Origin of the sequence: Streptomyces sp. NPDC053541, assembly GCF_044544705.1 — a bacterium.
Lineage (GTDB): Bacteria > Actinomycetota > Actinomycetes > Streptomycetales > Streptomycetaceae > Streptomyces.
Genome location: NZ_JBITXM010000008.1, coordinates 273,082 through 293,414, shown reverse-complemented (window position 1 = coordinate 293,414; position 20,333 = coordinate 273,082). Strand labels below are relative to the sequence as shown.

18 protein-coding genes and 6 tRNA genes are annotated in these 20,333 nt (G+C 75.5%); 10 read left to right on the top strand and 14 right to left on the bottom strand.

Annotated elements, in window-relative coordinates; translation table 11 throughout:
- The first annotated feature begins 13 nt into the window (after positions 1–13).
- Entirely contained in the window at positions 14–2,428 is a 2,415-nt protein-coding gene (locus ACIGW2_RS22035; RefSeq protein WP_399845229.1) for an SCO7613 C-terminal domain-containing membrane protein, read from the top strand.
- Between the two features lie 50 nt (positions 2,429–2,478).
- On the opposite strand, the gene ACIGW2_RS22030 is transcribed toward ACIGW2_RS22035, so the two are convergent.
- Both ACIGW2_RS22030 and ACIGW2_RS22025 read right to left on the bottom strand, forming a co-directional pair.
- Positions 2,479–2,550, bottom strand: a tRNA-Val gene (locus ACIGW2_RS22030).
- 63 nt (positions 2,551–2,613) lie between these two features.
- Positions 2,614–3,096, bottom strand: a complete 483-nt coding sequence (locus ACIGW2_RS22025) for a TIGR02611 family protein (RefSeq protein WP_391653805.1) — start codon at positions 3,094–3,096, stop codon at positions 2,614–2,616.
- 189 nt (positions 3,097–3,285) lie between these two features.
- Here ACIGW2_RS22025 and ACIGW2_RS22020 point away from each other — a divergent pair, with 189 nt between their 5' ends.
- Both ACIGW2_RS22020 and ACIGW2_RS22015 read left to right on the top strand, forming a co-directional pair.
- Positions 3,286–3,699 carry an SsgA family sporulation/cell division regulator gene (locus tag ACIGW2_RS22020; protein ID WP_015032345.1) on the top strand — a complete coding sequence of 138 codons (414 nt, stop codon included), beginning with the start codon at positions 3,286–3,288 and terminating at the stop codon, positions 3,697–3,699.
- 190 nt (positions 3,700–3,889) lie between these two features.
- The gene (locus tag ACIGW2_RS22015) at positions 3,890–4,447 is read left to right on the top strand and encodes a CGNR zinc finger domain-containing protein (RefSeq protein WP_356072537.1); all 558 of its coding nucleotides are present in this window, start codon (positions 3,890–3,892) and stop codon (positions 4,445–4,447) included.
- Positions 4,448–4,478: 31 nt separating this feature from the next.
- Here ACIGW2_RS22015 and ACIGW2_RS22010 read toward each other — a convergent pair whose 3' ends face one another.
- Positions 4,479–4,700, bottom strand: coding sequence for a hypothetical protein (locus tag ACIGW2_RS22010; protein ID WP_391653806.1), 222 nt, complete (start codon positions 4,698–4,700; stop codon positions 4,479–4,481).
- A gap of 133 nt (positions 4,701–4,833) precedes the next feature.
- Positions 4,834–5,262: a hypothetical protein gene (locus ACIGW2_RS22005; RefSeq protein WP_361580011.1), complete on the bottom strand. Its 429-nt coding sequence runs from the start codon at positions 5,260–5,262 to the stop codon at positions 4,834–4,836.
- Between the two features lie 133 nt (positions 5,263–5,395).
- Between ACIGW2_RS22005 and ACIGW2_RS22000 the strand changes: the two genes are divergently transcribed.
- A complete protein-coding gene (locus ACIGW2_RS22000; protein WP_399845225.1) occupies positions 5,396–5,908 on the top strand; it encodes a DsbA family protein in 513 nt (170 codons plus the stop codon).
- A gap of 24 nt (positions 5,909–5,932) precedes the next feature.
- Here ACIGW2_RS22000 and ACIGW2_RS21995 read toward each other — a convergent pair whose 3' ends face one another.
- Genes ACIGW2_RS21995 through ACIGW2_RS21985 form a run of 3 tightly spaced genes read right to left on the bottom strand, consistent with a single transcriptional unit; the run spans position 5,933 to position 8,695 of the window.
- On the bottom strand, positions 5,933–6,772 hold the full coding sequence (locus tag ACIGW2_RS21995; protein ID WP_391653809.1) for a GNAT family N-acetyltransferase: 840 nt from the start codon (positions 6,770–6,772) through the stop codon (positions 5,933–5,935).
- 43 nt (positions 6,773–6,815) lie between these two features.
- A complete protein-coding gene (locus ACIGW2_RS21990) occupies positions 6,816–7,646 on the bottom strand; it encodes an aminotransferase class IV (RefSeq protein WP_391653811.1) in 831 nt (276 codons plus the stop codon).
- Positions 7,643–8,695 (bottom strand): chorismate-binding protein, encoded by a 1,053-nt coding sequence (locus ACIGW2_RS21985; RefSeq protein WP_356072550.1) that lies wholly within the window; start codon positions 8,693–8,695, stop codon positions 7,643–7,645. Before ACIGW2_RS21985 ends, ACIGW2_RS21990 begins: the two co-directional genes overlap by 4 nt.
- Positions 8,696–8,971: 276 nt before the next feature.
- On the opposite strand from ACIGW2_RS21985, the gene ACIGW2_RS21980 reads away from it, so the two are divergent.
- The 5 genes from ACIGW2_RS21980 (at position 8,972) to ACIGW2_RS21960 (ending at position 9,445) form a co-directional block, all read left to right on the top strand.
- Positions 8,972–9,044, top strand: a tRNA-Gly gene (locus ACIGW2_RS21980).
- A 38-nt stretch (positions 9,045–9,082) separates the two neighbouring features.
- Positions 9,083–9,156 (top strand) — tRNA-Cys (locus tag ACIGW2_RS21975).
- Position 9,157: 1 nt separating this feature from the next.
- Positions 9,158–9,229: transfer RNA gene (locus ACIGW2_RS21970), tRNA-Val, on the top strand.
- A gap of 34 nt (positions 9,230–9,263) precedes the next feature.
- Positions 9,264–9,335: transfer RNA gene (locus tag ACIGW2_RS21965), tRNA-Val, on the top strand.
- A 35-nt stretch (positions 9,336–9,370) separates the two neighbouring features.
- Positions 9,371–9,445 (top strand) — tRNA-Val (locus ACIGW2_RS21960).
- A gap of 119 nt (positions 9,446–9,564) precedes the next feature.
- Here ACIGW2_RS21960 and ACIGW2_RS21955 read toward each other — a convergent pair.
- The 3 genes from ACIGW2_RS21955 to ACIGW2_RS21945 all read right to left on the bottom strand — a co-directional run bounded on the left by ACIGW2_RS21955 (position 9,565) and on the right by ACIGW2_RS21945 (position 11,225).
- Positions 9,565–9,843: a zf-TFIIB domain-containing protein gene (locus tag ACIGW2_RS21955; protein WP_356072552.1), complete on the bottom strand. Its 279-nt coding sequence runs from the start codon at positions 9,841–9,843 to the stop codon at positions 9,565–9,567.
- Between the two features lie 6 nt (positions 9,844–9,849).
- Complete coding sequence (locus ACIGW2_RS21950; RefSeq protein WP_399845222.1) at positions 9,850–10,842, bottom strand: phosphotransferase family protein; 993 nt, start codon at positions 10,840–10,842, stop codon at positions 9,850–9,852.
- 215 nt (positions 10,843–11,057) lie between these two features.
- Positions 11,058–11,225, bottom strand: a complete 168-nt coding sequence (locus ACIGW2_RS21945; RefSeq protein WP_361580021.1) for a hypothetical protein — start codon at positions 11,223–11,225, stop codon at positions 11,058–11,060.
- Between the two features lie 485 nt (positions 11,226–11,710).
- On the opposite strand from ACIGW2_RS21945, the gene ACIGW2_RS21940 reads away from it, so the two are divergent.
- Positions 11,711–12,970: a protein kinase gene (locus ACIGW2_RS21940; RefSeq protein WP_399845220.1), complete on the top strand. Its 1,260-nt coding sequence runs from the start codon at positions 11,711–11,713 to the stop codon at positions 12,968–12,970.
- 57 nt (positions 12,971–13,027) lie between these two features.
- Here ACIGW2_RS21940 and ACIGW2_RS21935 read toward each other — a convergent pair whose 3' ends face one another.
- The 4 genes from ACIGW2_RS21935 to cbiE form a co-directional block, all read right to left on the bottom strand.
- Positions 13,028–13,846 (bottom strand): TrmH family RNA methyltransferase, encoded by an 819-nt coding sequence (locus ACIGW2_RS21935; RefSeq protein WP_391653816.1) that lies wholly within the window; start codon positions 13,844–13,846, stop codon positions 13,028–13,030.
- Positions 13,847–13,906: 60 nt separating this feature from the next.
- The gene (gene cobA / locus ACIGW2_RS21930; RefSeq protein ID WP_361580027.1) at positions 13,907–15,163 is read right to left on the bottom strand and encodes a uroporphyrinogen-III C-methyltransferase; all 1,257 of its coding nucleotides are present in this window, start codon (positions 15,161–15,163) and stop codon (positions 13,907–13,909) included.
- Positions 15,164–15,447: 284 nt separating this feature from the next.
- Entirely contained in the window at positions 15,448–18,771 is a 3,324-nt protein-coding gene (cobT, locus tag ACIGW2_RS21925; RefSeq protein WP_399845217.1) for a nicotinate-nucleotide--dimethylbenzimidazole phosphoribosyltransferase, read from the bottom strand.
- Positions 18,772–19,052: 281 nt separating this feature from the next.
- Entirely contained in the window at positions 19,053–20,276 is a 1,224-nt protein-coding gene (cbiE, locus tag ACIGW2_RS21920; RefSeq protein WP_399845214.1) for a precorrin-6y C5,15-methyltransferase (decarboxylating) subunit CbiE, read from the bottom strand.
- Between the last annotated feature and the right edge of the window lie 57 nt (positions 20,277–20,333).

Below are 20,333 nucleotides of genomic sequence, written 5' to 3'. Positions count from 1 at the left end.
CCACACTCCGCCTATGAACACCTTCCTGCCTCCCGCGGAGGAGCTCGTGCTCGTCGACCGCGAACTGGCCCGACTCGACGCCCGGCGGGCGGAGTTGCTGTTGCGCCGGGACTGGCTGGTGCGGGTCCTGGACGCCCAGCGGGCGGCGCCGGCCCTCCCGGCGGCCGGCCCGCGGCCCTGGCCGGCACCGGGTGCGGTGCCGGGTGCGGTGCCGCCGCGGCCGGAGGCGACCCCGCGCAGCACGCAGAACGTGCTGCTCACCCTCGGCGGCGTGCTGCTGACCGTGGCCGCGCTGGTGTTCACGCTGGTCAGCTGGGGCACGATGGGCATCGGCGGTCGGGCCGCGGTGCTCGTCGTGGTCACCTCGGCGGCCCTCGCCGCGCCGGCGGTGCTGCTGCGGCGGGGTCTGGCGTCGACGGCCGAGTCGGTGGCGGCGCTGGGTCTGGTCCTGACGGTCCTGGACGCGTACGCCCTGCACCGGGTGGCGCTGCCGGAGACCGGTGGCCTCGGCTACACGGCGGCGGCCTCGGCGGTCCTGGCCGGCCTGTGGGCCGGGTACGGCTCCGTGCTCCCCCGGCTGCGCGGCCCGCTGCCGACCGCTGTGGCGGCGGCCCAACTGCCGCTGCCGCTGGGGGTCCTGGCGGCGGACGGCGGGCTGACCGCGTTCGCCTGGGCGGCGCTGGGGACGGCCGCGCTGGACGCGGCGGCGGTGGTGTGGGGCAAGGGTCTGCCGGTGCGGGTGACGGCGGGCACGGGCGCCGCGGCCCTCGGCGGCTGGGCTCTGCTGACGGGTCTCGGTCTGTCGCTGACGGCACCGGTGACGGCGCTGCCGCTGCTGCTGGGCTGCGCCGCGGTGCTGCTGTTCCTCGCGGTGCGCCACGCGCCGTCGGCGCCGGCCTCGGCCGGGGTGGCGGGTCTGACGGGGATCGCCGCGGCCGGCGGTCTGCTGCGCTCCGGGGTGCCGGAGGCGTGGATCGTGCCGGGGTACGCGCTGTGCGCGCTGCTGCTGACGGGCGCGGCGGCCTGGCACCGGGGCCCGTGGGCGGGTGCGCGACCGGAGCCGGTGGCGCTGCCGCGGCTGCGGGACGGTCTGGCGCTCGCGGGGGCGGGGGTGCTGGGTCTCGCGACGGTGTGGGCGCTGCCGCCGACGGTCGTCGGACTGCTGGATCCGGCGGTGCGCTCGACGGCCGTCTGGTCCGGTGAGCACGCGGAGCGGATGCTCTCCGGCTATCCGGCGACGGCCCCGCTGGTGCTCCTCGTGGTGACGGCCGGGCTCGCGGTGGTGCCGCGCCGGTGGACCCGAGGTGCCGCTCTCGCCCTGGGCTGGGCGCTGGTGGTGGGTCTGCCCGTGGTGTTCGGGCTGTCGTACGGGGCCTCGCTCGCCGTCCGGCTGGGGGCGACGGCGGCGGCCCTGGCGGTGGCGGTGCGCCCGGCGCCGTCGGCGCGCGGTCTCGACGGCGCGACCGAGCTCCTGGCCTGGACCGGCTTCGGGTGCGGCATGGTCTCGGGTGTGACGGCGGTGCTTCCGGCGCTGGACGCGCGGGCGGCGACGTTCGCGGTGCTCGGGGTGCTGGCGGCGCTGTTCGGCGCGGTGGCGGTGCTGGGCGGCGGGGTCCGGCGGACGGTGGCGGCCTGTGCGGGCGTGCTCGCGGTGGCCGGTCTGGTGGGGGCGGGCGCGGTGGCCTCGGGCGCGTCGGAGCCGGTGACGGGGCTGCTGCTGCTCGCCGTGCCGGCCGGGACGGGTGTCCTGGGCGCCTGGCTGCGCCGGCGTCCGCCGGCGGTGGCGGTGGAGGCCACGGGCGCGGCGGTGGGCCTGTTCGGGGTGGCCCTGACGGCCGGGCGGCCGGCGCTGCTCGCGCTCGGCCTTGCGCTGGCCGGTGTGGTCGCGGCGGCGACGGCGGTACGGCCGGAGCGGCGGCCGGTGGCCTCGTGGGCGGCGGCGGTGCTGTTCCTGCTCGCGAGCTGGGTGCGGCTCGCGGTGTGGGGTGTCGCGGCCCCGGAGGCGTACACCCTGCCGGCGACGGTGCCGGCCCTGGTGGTCGGCGTGCTGCGGCGGCGCCGTGACCCGGAGGCGTCCTCGTGGACGGCCTACGGTCCGGGTCTGGCGGTGACGCTGCTGCCGAGCCTGTGCGCGGCCTGGGTGGACCCGCACTGGGCGCGTCCGCTGCTGCTCGGCCTGGGGGCGCTGGCGGTGACGCTGCTGGGCGCCCGGTTCCGGCTGCAGGCCCCGCTGCTGCTGGGCGGTGGGGTGCTGGCCCTGGTGGGGCTGCACGAGCTCGCGCCGTACGTGGTGCAGGCGGTGGGCGCGCTGCCGCGCTGGCTGCCGCCGGCCCTGGCGGGTCTGCTGCTGCTCGGGGTGGGGGCGACGTACGAGCAGCGGCTGCGGGACGCGCGCCGGCTGCGGGAGCGGCTGGGCCGGATGCGGTGAGACGCCGAGGGCCCGGAGACGGAATCCGTCTCCGGGCCCTCGGTCCCGGGTGGGCGATACTGGGATCGAACCAGTGACCCCTTCGGTGTGAACGAAGTGCTCTCCCGCTGAGCTAATCGCCCGGGCGCACCGCAAACATTACCGCATGTCAGCGGTGCTTCCGAACCGGCGCCGGTTCCCTCGCCTCACTCGTCGATCTTCCACGGCATGACGAAGCCGAACTTCCACAGGTAGATCGCCAGCAGCACGCCGACGATCACCAGGCCGATGCTGGTGAGGATGATGTTCCGGCGCCGGACCTTCGGGTCGAGGGCGCGCTGGGCGGCCTCGGTGACCTTGCGCTTGGTCCAGCGCAGCACCAGCTGGGCCCAGACGAACTCGGTCGCCCAGATCGCCATGCCGGCGAAGATCACCAGCCAGCCGGGGCCGGGCAGCGGCAGCATCACGATGCCGGCGCCGACGACGGCGAGGCCGACCACGAAGACGCCGACCTGCCAGCTCAGGTGCAGGGTCCGGCGGGCCTTGATGAACTCCGGCGCCCGCGAGCCGAGCGGCGCCCCTTCGTCCCCGGCCGCGGCGTCCGGCGTGTCCGGTGTGTTCTGCTGCTGCGCGCTCTTGTCCCCGTCGGCCGCGGACGCCCCGGTGCGCTCGTCACTCTCCGCATTCATGGCCCCAACTTACCGGACCGGTCCGCCGTGCCGAAATGGACCTATTACCCAAAGTCACACGCGCCCATTCGAGCTACCTGAACGATCACAAAACAGACAGAGGGGTTTACAACGGCACCGTAGGTGGCATGTCGATTTCGCCGACGTGCGAATCCCCGAGCGCACACTGAGCGAAAGGCCCTGGCGCTTATGAACACCACGGTCAGCTGCGAGCTGCACCTGCGCCTCGTTGTGTCGAGCGAGTCCTCACTGCCTGTACCCGCGGGCCTGCGGTATGACACGGCCGATCCGTATGCCGTGCACGCCACCTTCCACACCGGAGCCGAGGAGACGGTCGAGTGGGTCTTCGCCCGCGACCTTCTCGCCGAGGGGCTGCACCGGCCCACCGGCACGGGCGACGTCCGGGTCTGGCCGTCCCGCAGCCACGGTCAGGGAGTCGTCTGCATCGCACTGAGCTCGCCCGAGGGCGAGGCCCTGCTCGAGGCCCCGGCGAGGGCCCTGGAGTCGTTCCTCAAGCGGACCGACGCTGCCGTGCCACCGGGCACCGAGCACCGCCACTTCGACCTGGACACGGAGCTCTCCCACATCCTGGCCGACAGCTGAGGCCAGGCCTCCAGCCGCACGGCGCCGTCCGACTCGGGGAGACGGCGCCGCGCGGACAGCCGCGCACTTCACCCATCGGCGTCCCCACCGCGCAGCCGGCGCGGTGCGGGGCGCCGATGCGCGTTTCCGGGTCACGCTAGAGTCAGCGCAATTCGCGGGCGCCCGCCCGCAGCCGGCCAGGGAGCGAATCGTGCTGATCCCCCACGACACCCGGATCGCCCTCGACACCGTCGTCGATCTGATGAACACCGCCCCGGAGGGGGACCGCGACGACGCCCTCGGGGACGTCCGGGCACTCGAGTCCTTCGTGCGCGCCCACAAGATCAGTGACGTGGGCGAGCTCGGACCCGCCGACCTGCGCGCCGTGCGCGAGGTGCGGGACCGGTTCGCCGCGGTCTTCTCCGCACCCGACGCCCGGATCGCCGCCACCCTGATCAACCAGCTGGTCGCCGCCGCCGGCACCACCCCGCAGCTGACCGACCACGACGGCTACGACTGGCACGTGCACTACTTCGCCCCGGGCGCCTCGGTCGCCGACCACCTGGGCGCGGACTGCGGCATGGCACTGGCCTTCATCGTCGTCGCCGGCGAGCAGGAGCGGCTGCGCCGCTGCGAGGCACCGGACTGCGGCCGGGCCTTCGTCGACCTCTCGCGCAACCGCTCCCGCCGCTACTGCGACAGCCGCACCTGCGGCAACCGGCTGCACGTCGCCGCCTACCGGGCCCGCCGCAAGGAAGCCGCGGGCTGACCCGGCGGCCGGGCCGCGGCGCCCGGACCGCTCAGAGCAGGAAGAGGTCGTGCAGCGCGGCCATGAGCAGCAGCGCGCCGATCACCCCGAGGAAGATCATCAGCGGCGGCTGGGACAGCGCGAACAGACAGCCGCGCGGCTCCTCCGCGACGGGCACGGCCGGGACGGCCGGCACGGCGGGCGCTCCCGGCGACGAGCCGGACAGCGGGGCGGGTGCGGGGGCGGGGGCGGTGTCCGCGGAGGTCTCGAGCATCTCGGGGGGATGATGCAGCACGGCCGCGCCGGAAGATCACGCAACACACCCCGCACCGGGCGGCGTTCACCCCATCCCGTGGCCCCCGGGGCCGAGAAGCGTCAGAACCGGTCGGACCGCGCCCCGGCCCCGGTCATATTCCGTGCTTCTTCAGAATCGCCTCGATGTCGCTGAAGTCCTCGTCCGCCGGCGCGGACCGCCGGGCACCCGCTCCGGGTCCGGCCCCCGCTCCCAGGGACGGCGCCGAGGCGGTCGGCGCCACCGCCGGCGGGGCCTCTCCCCCGGCCGCCGCCTTCCGCCCGGACCTGCGCCGCTCGACCGCCCGCGTGCTCATGAACAGCAGCCAGGCGAGACCGAGGACACCGAAGCCGGCCCACACCGTCACGTTGAAGCTGAGGGCCTCGAAGAGCCAGTCGATCGCGCCCGTCATCACCAGGCCCAGCGGCACCAGCGCATAGGCCGCGATCCGGGTCGCGGTCAGGAACTTCCGCCGCCAGGCCGTGATCGCGGCGATGCCCAGGCCCGCAGCGGCCACCGCGGAGCAAACGGTCTCGGCAAGCATGCGGTCCTCCTGGTCCGGGTGATACGTCCCTTCCATCCTGCACCGCACCCGCCCCGCGGGCCATGCCCCCGGACCGGGATCAGGGAGATCTCCGGGTCGTCCCCCAGGGAGGACCGGATGGGAGACTCTTCCCATGAGTGAGTCCACCACCCCCGCCTCCCCGGTCGTCCTGGAGGCCTGGTTCGACCTGCAGTGCCCCGACTGCTTCAAGGCCCTCGACGACGTCCGCGCCCTGCGCGCCGCGTACGGCGACCGCCTCGACGTGCAGCTGCGCCACTTCCCGCTGCCCAAGCACAAGCACGCGTACGCCGCCGCCCAGGCCGCCGAGGAGGCCTTCGCCCAGGGCCGGGGCTGGCCGTACACCGAGGCCCTGCTCGCCCGGACCGCCGAGCTCGCCGACCGCGGCGAGCCGGTCCTCATCGAGGTGGCGGCCGAACTCGGCCTGGACGCCGAGGAGTTCGACACCGCGCTGATCGACGGCCGGCACCTGCTGACCGTCGACGCCGACGAGGCCGAGGGGAAGGCGATCAAGGTCACCGGCACCCCCACGTACGTCATCGGCGGCGAACGCCTCGACGGCGGCCAGAGCCAGGAGAGCCTGCGCGAGCGCGTCACGGAGATCGCCGACCGCCTCCTGGGCGCCTGAGGCGCCCGGCCCCCGAGAGCGCCGCTAGCGGAGCTCCTTGTAGCTGTTGACGTGGGTCGTGCGGTAGCCCAGCGACTCGTACAGCCGCACCGCCGGGGTGTTGCCCGTGAAGACGTGCAGTCCGAGCAGGCGCTCCCCGGCCGCCAGCGCCACGCGCTCGGCCAGCAGCATCAGCCCGCGCCCGTAACCCCGGCCACGCTGCCCCTCCTCGACCTCGACCTCGAACACGAAGGACTGCCGGGGTCCCGCGGCCGGCTGCATGCCGCCGGTCCACAGATAGCCGGTCACCTCGCCGTCCCGGGTCGAGACCGCCACCGTGACGCCCGGCGTGGCCAGGCCCTGCGGCAGGAAGCGGCGGCGGCCGTCCTCCGCCTTCGCCCGTGCCAGCTCCTCCGGCACCCCGCGCTCGACCCAGCTCTGCGCGAAGCGCGCCATGGAGCGGGCCGACCAGGCGGCGAACTCCTCCTCCGTGGCGGGCCGGTGGGCGAAGCCCGCCGGCAGCTCCGGCGGCTCGTCCGGCAGTTCCTTGAGCATGTTCCGGCTGCGTTCGGTGTAGCCCAGCGAGCCGGCGATCCGCAGCGCGGCCGTGGCCTCGGCGGGGACCGAGATCTGCACCTCGACGCAGCCCCAGGAGCGCAGCACCTCCTCGGCGGCGAGGGCCGCCACCGTGCCCCGGCCGCGCCCGCGGTCCGGTTCGTCGACCCGGAGCCCCTCGACGATGCCTGAGGCCGGCCCGAAGGCCGGGTCCGTGGCCAGGCGGACGGAGCCGACCGGACGGCTGTTCACGCAGATGTCGTAGGTGCGCGAACGGCCGCCGTCGGCGGACTGCTGGAGCGGCTCGGACGGCCGCAGGGTGGTGGTCATCAGTGGTGTTCTACCCACCGCTCCCCCGGCCGTCATCCGGTTTTCAGACCAGTCGCGGGTCCCGGTCCCGGGCGGCCCGCTCCTCGAAGATCCGCATCGCCTTGGCGGTGACCGGTCCGGGCACCCCGGCGAGCTCGCGGTCGTCCACCCGGTGCACGGCCTGGACGTCGCGCAGGGTCGAGGTCAGGAAGATCTCGTCGGCGCTCTCCAGGACGTCCAGCGGGAGGTCGGTCTCCTCCGCGCCGGTCCACTCCACGGTGAGGGCGCGGGTGATGCCGGCGAGGCAGCCGGAGGACACCGGCGGGGTCAGGATCCGCCCGTCGACCACGACGAAGACGTTGGAGCCGGTGCCCTCGCACAGCTGCCCCACGGTGTTGGCGAAGAGCGCCTCGGAGCCGCCCCGCTCGTGCGCGCGGGCCAGCGCGACGACGTTCTCGGCGTACGAGGTGGTCTTCAGGCCGGTCAGGGCGCCGCGCTCGTTGCGGGTCCAGGGGACCGTGATCACGGCGGTGCTGTCCGGGCGGCGATGGGTCTCGCCGAGGGCGACGACCAGGCCGGGGCCGGCGTCGCCGCGCTCGGAGCCCAGCGGGGAGAGCCCGCCGGTGTAGGTGATGCGCAGCCGGCCGAGCTCCATCGGGTTGGCCTCCAGCACGGCGGTGACCGCCCGGCGCACCTCGTCGAGGTCCGGGTCGGGCAGGCCGAGACCGCGGGCCGAGCGGGTCAGCCGCTCCAGGTGGAGGGTGAGCGCAAACGTTTCGCCGCGCTCGGCCTTGACCGTCTCGAAGATGCCGTCGCCGACGGTCAGCCCGTGGTCGAGGACCGAGACGCGCGCGCTCTCGACGTCGTGCAGCGCGCCGTTGACCCACAGTTTCATCGGGATATGGCCTTTCCAGTCGCCTCGTACGCGCCCGACGCTATCGCGACCAGGCGGGCGGCCTTGAGTTCGGTCTCGGCCCACTCGCGCTCGGGGTCGGAGCCCCAGGTGATGCCGGCGCCGGTGCCGAAGCGGAGCACGCCCTCGGCGCGGTCGATCCAGAAGGTGCGGATGCCGACGGCCAGCTCGGCGGTGCGCCGGTCGGCGTCGACCCAGCCGATGCCGCCGCAGTAGGGGCCGCGGGGGACGGTCTCCAGGGCCTCGATGATCCGCAGGGCGCTGGACTTGGGGGCGCCGGTCACCGAGCCGGGCGGGAAGGTCGCGCCGAGCAGCTCGCGCCAGCCGGCGCCCTCGCGCAGCTCGCCGCGGACGGTGGACACCAGGTGGACCAGGCCGGGGTGCTGCTCCACGGCGCACAGCTCGGGCACGGTGACGGAGCCGGTGGCGCAGACCCGGCCGAGGTCGTTGCGGACCAGGTCCACGATCATCACGTTCTCGGCGTGGTCCTTCTCCAGGAGATCGTCGGCGGTCCGGCCGGTGCCCTTGATGGGGCCGGACTCGACGACGGGGCCGGAGCGGCGCAGATAGAGCTCGGGCGAGGCGGTGGCGATCTCCACGCCGTGCGCGGGCAGCCGGACCGTACCGGCGTAAGGAGCGGGGTTCCCGCGCGCGAGGAGCGCGGTGAGCGCGTCCACGTCGGCGCCGTCGGGGTCGGGCAGCGGAGCGGAGAGCACGCGGCAGAGGTTCGCCTGGTAGACCTCGCCGCGCGCGATGTGTGCGCGCACGCGGCGCACGCCCGCGGTGTACGCGGCGCGGTCGAGCGAGGACGTCCAGTCGCCGGCCGCCGGTCCGCGCCAGGCGCCCGGGACGGGCGCGGGGACGGGATCGGGCCGCACGTCGCCGAAGCGCGCGCAGGTCAGCCGGCCCTCGAAGTCCGCGACGACCGCCCAGAAACCGGAGGAGTCCAGGGCCTCGGGGTCGTGGGTGACGTCCCGGAGGTCGGTGGCGAGGAGGCCGCCGAAGCGGGCCAGAGGAGCGAGGGGGTGCACAGGGCGAGTCTAGGTCGGTGCGGGGGAAGCGGCCGGGGGTGCCGGACGGCGCCCCAGGGGCGGGCGGGGCCACCGGGGCGGGCGTGCCGGGCGGGGCGGCCGGGGGTGCCCGGGAGCCACTCCGGGGACACGGGGAGTGAACGCCGTACGAACGCTCCCGGAGCCCCTCGCGGGGGCGCAGGTCAGCACGCTGCGGAAACGCGTTTTTGTACTGGCCCAGGAATCCGCTAGAGTTCAACACGTCGCCGGGACGCGCAAGCGAAACGGAAACGACAAGCGGACGTGGCTCAGTTGGTAGAGCATCACCTTGCCAAGGTGAGGGTCGCGAGTTCGAATCTCGTCGTCCGCTCGATGTGGGGGATCTTCCCGAACCCCCGAATCACTCCTGGTGGAGTGGCCGAGAGGCGAGGCAACGGCCTGCAAAGCCGTCTACACGGGTTCAAATCCCGTCTCCACCTCCAAGGACGATTAGCTCAGCGGGAGAGCGCTTCCCTGACACGGAAGAGGTCACTGGTTCAATCCCAGTATCGTCCACTGGACCTTCGGGTCCCGGATCTTCGGATCCCCCGCGCGATTAGCTCAGCGGGAGAGCGCTTCCCTGACACGGAAGAGGTCACTGGTTCAATCCCAGTATCGCGCACTGGACCCTCGGGTCCCTGACCTTCGGGTCGTCCCGCGCGATTAGCTCAGCGGGAGAGCGCTTCCCTGACACGGAAGAGGTCACTGGTTCAATCCCAGTATCGCGCACCAGTCACGAAGCCCCCGGCCGCCCAGGCGACCGGGGGCTTCGTCGTGCTGCCCGCGAGAGGGCGGAGCCGCGTGGGCCGGGTCCCTCGGGGATCCGACCGCGCGGCTCGGGCCCGCCGGGCTCAGGAGGAGAAGAGCATCCGGCCGAAGCCGCGGTGGCCGTGGTGCCCGTGGTGCCCGCCGTGGTGCGGGGCGCCCCAGGCCGGGGCGGCGGGCTGCGCCGGGTAGGCCGGCGGCGCGGGCGGCGGCGGGGCCTGCTGGACCCACTGGGACTCCAGGCGGGTCAGGGCCTCCAGCTCGCCGTAGTCCAGGAAGATGCCGCGGCAGCCGCTGCACTGCTCGATCTGGACGCCGTTGCGGTTGTACGTGTGCATGGCCGCGTGGCACTTGGGACACTGCATGCGGACTCAACTCCCTGCCGTTCGGATGGTGCTCTCACCATACGGGGACGCCGGCGGGGCCAACTCGGTTCGGAGCGAACCGATTCGGGCGCAGGTGTCGATCATCACGTGCTCCACCTCGTCCAGCGGGCGCCCCTCGGCGGTGGACTTGGCGACGGCCAGCGCCGCCGTCTGCACGGTGAGCGCGCGGGCCGGGACGTCGAGCCGGGCCCAGGGATCGGCCGCGCCGGAATCGGGGCCGGGGCCGCGGGTGGCGGGGCCGCCGGCCGTCTCGTACGCGGACAGGAAGCGGGTCCAGATCTCCGGGGCGAGCAGTCCGGCGGCGAACCAGGCCGCGGGCCGGGCCAGGTCCCAGGCCGGGTCGCCGGTCCCCAGGTCGTCCACGTCGATGAGCCGCCAGCGGGCCGCCGGGCCCGGCTCCCCGAGCCGTACGAGCTGCCCGAGGTGGAAGTCACCGTGGCACAGGGCCGGCGGCACGGCGCCCGGCACCGGCTCGGGGACGCGGGACCAGGCGCGCAGCACCACCGGGGTCGCGGGGTGGCCGGGCGCGGCGCGGCGCATCCGCTCGACGGCGAGGGCGGCCTTCACGGGAGCGCGCATCGGCGGGGTGCCGGGCGGGACCGGGACGCGGTGCAGGCGCGCGAGCAGCCGTCCGGCCGCCTCCCAGGGGGCGGCGCCGGGGTCCTCGGGGTCCACGGGGCTGCCGTACGGCCACAGGCTCAGCGGCCGCTCGGTGTCGGCGGCTCGGGGGCCGGGCAGCGGCGGCAGCAGGACCTCGGCGAGGGCCGGGAGCGCGGCCACCGAGATCCGCGCGCGCAGCGCGGCCGGGTCGCCGTCGGGGCCGTGCGCCTTGAGGACGAGCCGCCCGTGCCGTACGACGGTGCCGTCGGCCCGGTCGGCGAGCAGGCCCGACCGGCAGGGGCACGGCGCGGCGGCCTCGCCGGGGTGCGCGGCGGCGCGGGCGAGGGCGTGCAGCTGGAGCAGGGCGGTGTCGTCCACGGCGTGGAGCCTACGCGGAACCGGGGTGACGGGGCCGGGCGAGGAAGGTGAGCGACAGGGGGGGGCGAGGGCGGGCGCGGGGCCCGGAAAGCGCGAGGGCCGGTCAGCTCCCCAGCTGACCGGCCACACGCTGCCGTCCGCCGCACCCCCGTCCCCACGGGGCTGTTGGCCGGATGTCCCCGACCCGGGCCGCTCTCCCGGGTCCGGGGCGCCGTTCAGCGCCCCAGCATCACGCCCACGGACGACGCCTGAGTGACCACCGCGTCCCAGCCGCCGAAGACGACCACGAGCAGGGCCGCGAGAGGGAGGACCATGGCGGTCGCCACCAGCGGGTGACGGCGGCTCGAAGGGCGGGTGTTCATCCGCGGGGCCGGGTACGCCATGGTTCCTCTCCTGTCGTGTCGGACGCGGCGGGTGCGGTGACCTCGGGGGACGAGTGCTGCACCCGCCGCTCGACATCCAATCTAGGGAGCGGGCGGGCCCCGGGCGTCATGCCCGCGTACCTACTTGCGGGCCTCCCGGAGGATGACGGGCCTCCGGACGGCGTACTCCCCTGGGTGGAGACGGGCGCCCCGGACTGGGGGACTTCCCGGAGGGGGCGGCCCGGCGCGCCTCCTCCGGGTGCCTCCGGACGGGTGCGCGGGCCCGGTGTGACCCGGGCCACGTTTGGCGGGACCGGCCGGGGTGTCGCCGCGCCCGAAGCCCAACACCCTTGATATGAGGGAGTGTTGGCAGGGAAACCGGCTGACCCCGCCTCAAGTGTCCCCCTCAGCACTGACAATCGACCCGGCCCGGAGGGCGCGGCCTGTGAGCGGGCCGGGGCAGGGGTACGTAAGCTGTGCCACGTCGAACGGACGAGGGGACGGACATGGCGATGATGCGGCTCCGGCGCGAGGACCCGCGGATCGTCGGGTCGTTCCGGCTGCACCGCCGGCTGGGCGCCGGCGGGATGGGGGTCGTGTACCTCGGTTCGGACCGGCGGGGCCAGCGGGTGGCGCTCAAGGTGATCCGCCCCGACCTGGCCGAGGACCAGGAGTTCCGCTCCCGGTTCGCGCGCGAGGTGTCCGCGGCCCGGCGGATCCGCGGCGGCTGCACGGCCCGGCTGGTCGCCGCCGACCTGGAGGCCGAGCGCCCCTGGTTCGCCACCCAGTACGTGCCCGGCCCGTCGCTGCACGACCGGGTCGCCGAGGAGGGCCCGCTGCGGGCCGCCGACGTGGCCTCGATCGGCGCGGCGCTGTCCGAGGGCCTGGTGGCCGTGCACGAGGCCGGGGTGGTGCACCGGGACCTCAAGCCGTCCAACATCCTGCTCTCGCCCAAGGGCCCCCGGATCATCGACTTCGGCATCGCCTGGGCGACCGGCGCCAGCACCCTCACCCACGTCGGCACCGCCGTGGGCTCCCCCGGCTTCCTCGCGCCCGAGCAGGTCAGGGGCGCGCCCGTGACCGCCGCCACCGACGTCTTCTCGCTGGGCGCGACCCTGGCGTACGCGGCGATGGGCGACTCCCCCTTCGGGCACGGCAGCTCCGAGGTGATGCTCTACCGGGTGGTGCACGAGGAGCCGCAGCTGCACGGCGTGCCGGACGCGCTCGCGCCGCTGGTGCGGGCCTGTCTCGCCAAGGACCCGGAGGAGCGGCCCAGCACGCTCCAGCTGTCCATGCGGCTCAAGGAGATCGCCGCCCGGGAGGCGCAGGGCCTGCCGGCGGCCGGCCGGCCGCCGGCCCAGCGGGAGCGGGCCGAGGAATGCAGCCCCGTCCGGCCCACGGAGCGCTACACCGAGCGCACCACCGAGCGGTCCCTCGACCGGGGCGGCGAGCCGGGCGGCGAGCGTCCGGCCACCGACCGGCCCACCGGCGGCCAGGGCCGTCCCGCCGCCGTTCGTGCCGCCGGAGCGCGTCCCTCGGGCGCCCGGCCGTCCTCGTCCCGTACGGGAGCGGGCTCGGGCTCCGGCGCGCGGAACGGCCAGTCCCGGCCCGGGACTCGGCCGGGCACCCGCCCGGGCGCCCGCGGCACCTCCACCGGGCGCCGCCCGGCGAACCCCCGGCTGCTGCGTCAGCGGCTGTTCGTCTTCGTCGTGGTCACGCTGGTGGTGGCCCTGGGCATCGCGGCGGCGCAGGCGCTCCAGGGGTAGGCCCCGGGAGGTCCCCCGGGCCCTGTCCGGCGGTGACCGGCGGTAGGGCGGCGGCTGTCAGGTCTGGGGGCGGCCGCTCGTCACCGCGTAGAAGGCGACCGCGGCGGCGGCGCCGACGTTCAGGGAGTCCACGCCGTGGGCCATCGGGATGCGCACCCACTCGTCGGCGGCGCGCAGTGCCTGGGTCGACAGGCCCTCGCCCTCGGCGCCGAGCATCAGGGCCACCCGGTCCAGCCTGTGCGGGGCCGCCTCGTCGATCGAGGTCGCCTTGTCGGCCGGGGTCAGCGCGAGCAGCTTGAAGCCCGCCTCCCGGACCGCCTCCAGGCCGCGCGGCCACGTGTCGAGGCGCGCGTACGGGACGGAGAAGACCGCACCCATGGAGACCTTCACCGACCGGCGGTAGAGCGGGTCCGCGCAGTCCGGGGACAGCAGCACCGCGTCCATGCCGAGCGCGGCGGCGCTGCGGAAGATCGCGCCGATGTTGGTGTGGTCGTTGACCGACTCCATGACCGCGACCCGGCGGGCCGTCGTCAGCAGCTCCGCCGCGGACGGCAGCGGCTTGCGCTGCATGGAGGCCAGCGCGCCGCGGTGCACGTGATAGCCCGTCACCCGTTCCGCGAGGTCCGGCTGCACCGCGTACACCGGCGCGGGGACCTCGTCGATGACGTCCCGCATCACGTCGACCCACTTGGCGGAGAGCAGCATCGACCGCATCTCGTACCCCGCCTGCCTGGCCCGGCGGATCACCTTCTCGCCCTCGGCGATGAACAGCCCCTCGGCCGGCTCGCGTCTGCGCCGCAGCTCGACGTCGGTGAGTCCGGTGTAGTCGCGCAGGCGCGGGTCGTCGGGGTCGTCGATCGTGATGAGTTCGGCCACGGGGTGATACTGCCTTGTCCGGTGGGTGGTGCCAATGCGTGCGGGGGGTGACGTCCGGCGTCAGTGGGTGGGCCTGGCCGTGGGGCTCTTCTCCGGGGACTCGTGGACCACGTCACCGATCACGATGACGGCCGGCGGCCGCACGTCCTCGGCCGTGACGGTCTCGGCGACCGTGGCCAGCGTGGCGTCCACCCGGCGCTGGGTGGCCGTGGTGCCCTCCTGGATCAGGGCCAGCGGGGTGTCGGGCGCCTTGCCGTTCGCCATCAGCGCCTCCGCGATCTTGCCGATCTTGTCGACGCCCATGAGGATCACCAGGGTTCCGGTGAGCTTCGCGAGCGAGGCCCAGTCGACCAGCGAGCGCGGGTCGTCCGGCGCCACGTGGCCGCTGACCACGGTGAACTCGTGCGCCACGCCCCGGTGGGTGACCGGGATGCCGGCGGCGCCGGGCACCGAGATCGAGCTGGAGATGCCCGGGACCACCGTGCAGGCGATGCCCTCGGCGGCCAGCGCCTGGGCCTCCTCCATGCCACGGCCGAAGACGAACGGGTCGCCGCCCTTCAGGCGGACCACCGACTTGCCCTGCTTGGCGTGCTCGATCAGCGCGTTGTTGATGGCCTCCTGGGCCATGAACCGGCCGTACGGGATCTTCGCCGCGTCGATCACCTCGACGTGCGGGGGCAGTTCGCTGAGCAGGTCGCGCGGACCGAGCCGGTCCGCGATCACCACGTCCGCCTCGGCGAGCAGCCGGCGGCCGCGGACCGTGATCAGGTCCGGGTCTCCGGGGCCGCCGCCGACCAGCGCCACGAAGGGCGCGCGGGCCCGGCGGGCGGGCGCGGCGAGGGAGCCGTCGCGCAGGTTCTCGACGATGGCGTCCCGGACGGCGGCCGAGCGGCGCGGGTCGCGGCCGGTGAGCACCGCGACGGTGACGCCCTCGCTGTGGCCGGTCGCCGGGGTCCAGGCGGTGGCCGCCTCGGCGTCGTCGGAGCGGACGCACCAGGTCCTGGTGCGCTCGGCCTCGGCGGAGATCGCGGCGTTCGCCACCGGGTCGGTGGTGGCGACCAGGGCGTACCAGGCGTCGGCGAGGTCGCCCTCCTGGTAGCGGCGCCGGACCCAGGTGATCTCGCCGGTCTCGGCCATCGCGTCCACGGAGGGGGTCGCGGAGGGCGAGATCAGGGTGACCCGGGCGCCGGCGGCGATCAGCGCGGGCAGCCGGCGCTGGGCGACCTGGCCGCCGCCGAACACGACGACGCGGCGGCCGGCGAGGCGCAGGCCGACGGGGTAGGCGGGGTGCTCGGCGTGGTCGGCGGTGTCGGCCATGGTGCGGGCGGCTCCTCTGGAGGGGCGGTGCTGTGCGCACCTCACGATATCGGTGACCTGCGGGTTTCTCGCTGTGACAGATGTCCCTCGCGTCGGGGGGCGGGTGCCCTGGGGGACGTTCCGTTCCCCGTGTCCGGGACTGCATGATGGACGGCGCGGTCGGGTCGGGCGCACACCGAACGTCCTTGTTCCGCGCCACACATCACGCTGCTCGTCCCGAACGCGGGGCCCTGCACGACCCCCACTCCCGTCGGTGGGCGGTGGGGGGCGTGCGGGTGCGGGTCCTACTTCTCCGTGACGCCCGCCGAGTCGAACGTCGCCACCTCGTGCATCGCGCGCGCCGCGCTCTGCACCACCGGGAGGGCGAGCAGGGCGCCGGTGCCCTCGCCGAGGCGGAGGTCCAGGTCGACCAGGGGGCGCAGGCCCAGCTTGTTGAGCGCGGCGACGTGGCCGGGCTCGGCGCTGCGGTGACCCGCGATGCAGGCGGCGAGGGACTCGGGCGCGATGGCCCGGGCGACCAGTGCGGCCGCGCCGGTGGAGACGCCGTCCAGGATGACCGGGGTGCGGAGCGAGGCCGCGCCCAGGATCAGGCCGACCAGCGCCGCGTGCTCCAGGCCGCCGAGCGCGGCGAGGACGCCGATCGGGTCCGCCGGGTCCGGCTTGTGCAGGTCGAGCGCCCGGCGGACCACGTCCACCTTGCGGGCGTGCATCTCGTCGTTGATGCCCGTGCCCCGGCCCGTGACCTCGGTCGGGTCCACACCGGTGTAGACCGAGATCAGCGCGGCGGACGCGGTGGTGTTCGCGATGCCCATCTCGCCGGTGAGCAGCGCCTTGTTGCCGGCGGCCACCAGGTCGCGGGCGGTCTCGATGCCCACCTCGATCGCCGCGATCGCCTCTTCGCGGGTCGTGGCCTGGGTGATGGTGAAGTCGGCCGTGCCCGGGCGCACCTTGCGGGGCAGCAGGCCGGGGGTGGAGGGGAGGTCCGAGGCCACGCCCACGTCGATGACGCAGACCTCGGCGCCGACCTGGTTGGCGAAGGCGTTGCAGACCGCGCCGCCGCCGAGGAAGTTGGCGACCATCTGGCCGGTCACCTCCTGGGGCCAGGCGGTGACGCCCTGGGCGTGCACCCCGTGGTCGCCGGCGAAGATCGCGACGGCGGCCGGCTCGGGGATCGGCGGCGGGCAGACCCGGGAGAGGCCGCAGAGCTGCGCGGAGATGATCTCCAGCATGCCGAGCGCCCCGGCGGGCTTCGTCATGCGCTTCTGGCGCTCCCAGGCCTCGCCGAGCGCCTTGGCGTCCAGCGGGCGGATGTTGGCGACGGTCTCCTGGAGCAGGTCGTGCGGCTCCTCGCCGGGCAGCGCGCGGCGGCCGTACGTCTCCTCGTGGACCACCCAGGACAGCGGGCGGCGCTTGGACCAGCCCGCCTGCATCAGCTCGGGCTCCTCGGGGAACTCGTCGACGTAGCCCACGCAGAGGTACGCGACGACTTCGAGGTGCTCGGGCAGGCCGAGGGCGCGGACCATCTCGCGCTCGTCGAAGAAGCTGACCCAGCCGACGCCGAGGCCCTCGGCGCGGGCGGCGAGCCAGAGGTTCTCGACGGCGAGGGCCGAGGAGTACGGGGCCATCTGCGGCTGCGTGTAGCGGCCGAGGGTGTGCCGGCCGCCGCGGGTCGGGTCGGCGGTGACGACGATGTTGACCGGGGTGTCGAGGATGGCCTCGATCTTCAGTTCCTTGAACTGCTTCGCCCGGCCCTTGGGCAGCGACTTCGCGTACGCCTCGCGCTGGGCCTGGGCCAGCTCGTGCATGGTGCGGCGGGTCTCGGCGCTGCGGATGACGACGAAGTCCCAGGGCTGCGAGTGGCCGACGGACGGCGCCGTGTGAGCCGCTTCGAGCACGCGGAGCAGGACCTCGTGCGGGATCGGGTCGGGGCGGAAGCCGTTGCGGATGTCGCGGCGCTCGCGCATCACGCGGAGCACGGCCTCGCGTTCGGCCTCGTCGTAGCCGGGGGCGCGCTCGCCGGCGGGCTCCGCCGCGGGCTCGGCCTGGGCGTCGGCCTCGGCCGCGGGAGCGGGCTCCGCGACGGTCTCGACGGGGGCCTCAGCGGGAACGTCGGCGGGGGTCGCGGTCTCGGCGGGGGCCTCGGCCTCGGCCGGAAGCGCGGGCTCCACGGGAGCTTCCGCGGCCGCCTCGGCCGGGGTCTCCGCCGGCGTCTCCACCGGGGTGACGGCCTCGGCGGCGACCTCGGCCGCGACCTCGGCCTCCGGCTCCTCGGGGGTCTCCTCGGCGACGACCGGGATCTCCTCGGCCGCGACCTCGACGGGGGCCTGGGCCGGGGCGGGGGCCGGGGCCTCCTCGGGGGCGGCGGCCACCGGCGCCTCGGCGACGGGCTGGGGCTCCTCGACGGCTGCGGGGGCCTCGGCCACCAGCGGCTCGGCCTGAACCGGCTCGGCCGGCTGCGGCTCGGCGGGGACGGGCTCCGCGACCGGCGCCTCGGCCGGCACGGGCTCGGCGGCGGCCTCGACCGCGGCCGGGACCTCCGGCTGCTGCTCCGGCTCGGCCTCGCGCGGCGCGGGGACCGGGGCCTCCTGGACGGCCGGCTCCGCGACCTGCTCCACGGACGGCTCGACGGCCTGCTCCGCGACCGGCTCCGCGACGGGCGCTTCGGCCGCCGGCGCCTCGGCGGCCGGCGGCTCGGCCACGACGGCCTCGGCCTCGGCCACGGGCTCGGCGACGGCCGTCTGCTCCGGCTGCGGCTCCTGGACCGGCAGGACCGGCTCCGGGGCCGGGGTCGGGGCCAGGTGCGGGGCGGTCGGGACGGAGCCCTCGACCGGGACGAACTGGACGGCCGGCGGGACGACCGTTTCTGCGGCGGCGGGGGCCTCCGGCTGCGGCTCCTGGGGCTGCGCGGGCCACGGCACGGCGCCCTGCGGGGCCATCTGCTGGTCCTGCGGCGGGACGTCCAGGTACTCGGGGCCGGTGGTCGGCGGGCCCGGCGTGCGGACCGGCATCGGCGCGGGTGCCGTGGCGGCGACGGGTGCCGGCTGCGGCGCGGGCGCGGCCGGGCCGCGGTCGGCGAGCGAGCGGACCACGCCGCCGGTGGCGTCCGGCATCGGCGGGCCCATGTGCAGCGGGCGGCGGGCCGGCTGCGGGGCCTGCGCGGGGGCCGGGGCGGGCATCCGGACGCCGCCGAGGTCGACGGAGCCCGAATCGCGGCCGGCGGCCTCGTGGGCGCCGGTGTCGAGGATGCCGGGCTCGTAACCGTGGCCGGTGACGACCGGCTCGTGCGGCACGCCGTGCGCCGGGGTGGCCTGCGAGGGCACCGGCACGCCCTGCGGCGGGGTGGCGGTGACCTGCTCGATGGGGGCGGTCAGCGGGTCGACGACCGGCGCGGGGGCGGGCACGGTGACCGGCGGCGCGGGCACGGCGCCCGGCTGCTGCTCGCTCCACGCGCCCTGGGCGCCCGGCATCAGCAGGACGTCGTCGTCCTCGGGTGCGTTCTCGGAGGGGTCCAGGTACGGGTAGGCGCCCGGGGCGGGGATGCCCGGCTGCTCGCCCGTGCCTGCGTTCTCCGGCAGCCCCTCGGCCGGGACCTGGCCGGTGTCCGTCATGCTGCGTACCCCTCGCCCATCGGTTGTGCTCCTTCAGACCTTCGCCCGTCGACAAGAACGAGCTCGCGTGCCGGGCGGCACGAAGCGCGCGCCGACACCCCTGCATTGTCGCGGCCTTCGACCATCCTGGCAGGCGGATCCGCCACCCTTGGCTGTGGACTGCGCCACGTCGCGCCGTCCCCCCGTCGTCCCGCACCCTGTCAGGGGCAAAAAGGCCCCCGGTCCGGGACATTGACGAACAACACGCCGAACGCCCGGGTGCGGTACCACAATCGGCCAGCCTACCTCCCCCGATGGCCCCCGCGATCACGGGGAGCATCCGTCCGGTCGCCGGACAGCAGGAAGACCACGGAGCGCCCGCGCTCGGTCCATTCGGCCGGGTCGAGGCCCACGGTCTGCAGCAACGCGCACTCGACCGCGTAGCCGCCGTCGGCAAGGGCGGCGCCGATCGCCTCGGCCTCGTCGCGGGTGGCGGCGTGGGTGACGATCCGTTCGGGCCTGCGGTCGGTGCAGGCGGTGACGACCGGCACTCCCCCGGCCCCGATGCGTACGACATCGGGTTCGGGCAGGCTCTCCAGGACGTGCGGGGCGCGGCCGGTGACGGTCTGGATCAGGCGGCCGGCGGCGCGGGCCTCGGACTCGGTGCGGGCGCAGGCGGCGGGGTCGGTGTCGACGGCGATGACGGCGGCGCCGAAGCGGGCGGCGTCGACGGCGAAGGCCCCGTCGGCGCAGCCGATGTCCCAGACGAGGTCGCCCTCGCGGGGGCCGAGCCGGGCGAGCTGGGCGGCGCGCAGGGTGGGGTCCTGGCCGGTGCGGCCGCCGGTGTCGGCGGCGGGCAGGGCCCAGCCGCGGACGGCGGGGGTGTCGTGGCCCATGAGCCAGCCGCCGGTGGGGCCGGCGCCGGTGCCGCCGATGACGAGGACGACGTTGGGGTCGCGCCAGGCGTGGTCGGCGGCCTTGTCGGAGGTGACGACGGTGACCTGTTCGCGGTCGGTGCCGAGTTCCTCGCAGATGACGAAGGTGCGGTGGACGCCGTCGAGGAGCAGGGCGAGTTCGGCGGGTCCGGCACCGGGCGAGGTGAGCACGGCGACCTTGGGGTGGGCGCGGCAGACGTTGACGGCGCGGCGCAGGGTGCGCTGGTGGGCTACGGTGATCCGGGCGTCGTCCCAGGGCATGCCGGCCCGGGCGAAGGCGGCGGCGACGCTGGAGACGGCGGGCACGACCTCGACCTCCAGGCCGTGTTCGGGGGCGCGCAGGGTGCGGACGACACCGAAGAAGCCGGGGTCGCCGTCGGCGAGGACGACGGCGGTGCCGCGGTGCCCGGCGATCCGGCGGGCGGCGAGGTCGAGGCTGCCGAGGCGGATGCGTTCGGCGCCGGCGGGGACCTCGGGCAGGGCGAGGTGGTGGGCGGCGCCGGCCACCAGGGTGGCGGCCGCGAGCGCGGACCGGGCCGCCGCGGTGAGGGGCGAGCCGTCCCAGCCGATCACCGTGACCCGGTCGGCCATCTGTGTCTGTCTCCCTGGAGTGTGTGCAGGTCGGGGCGGGTCGAGCCTACCGGGGGC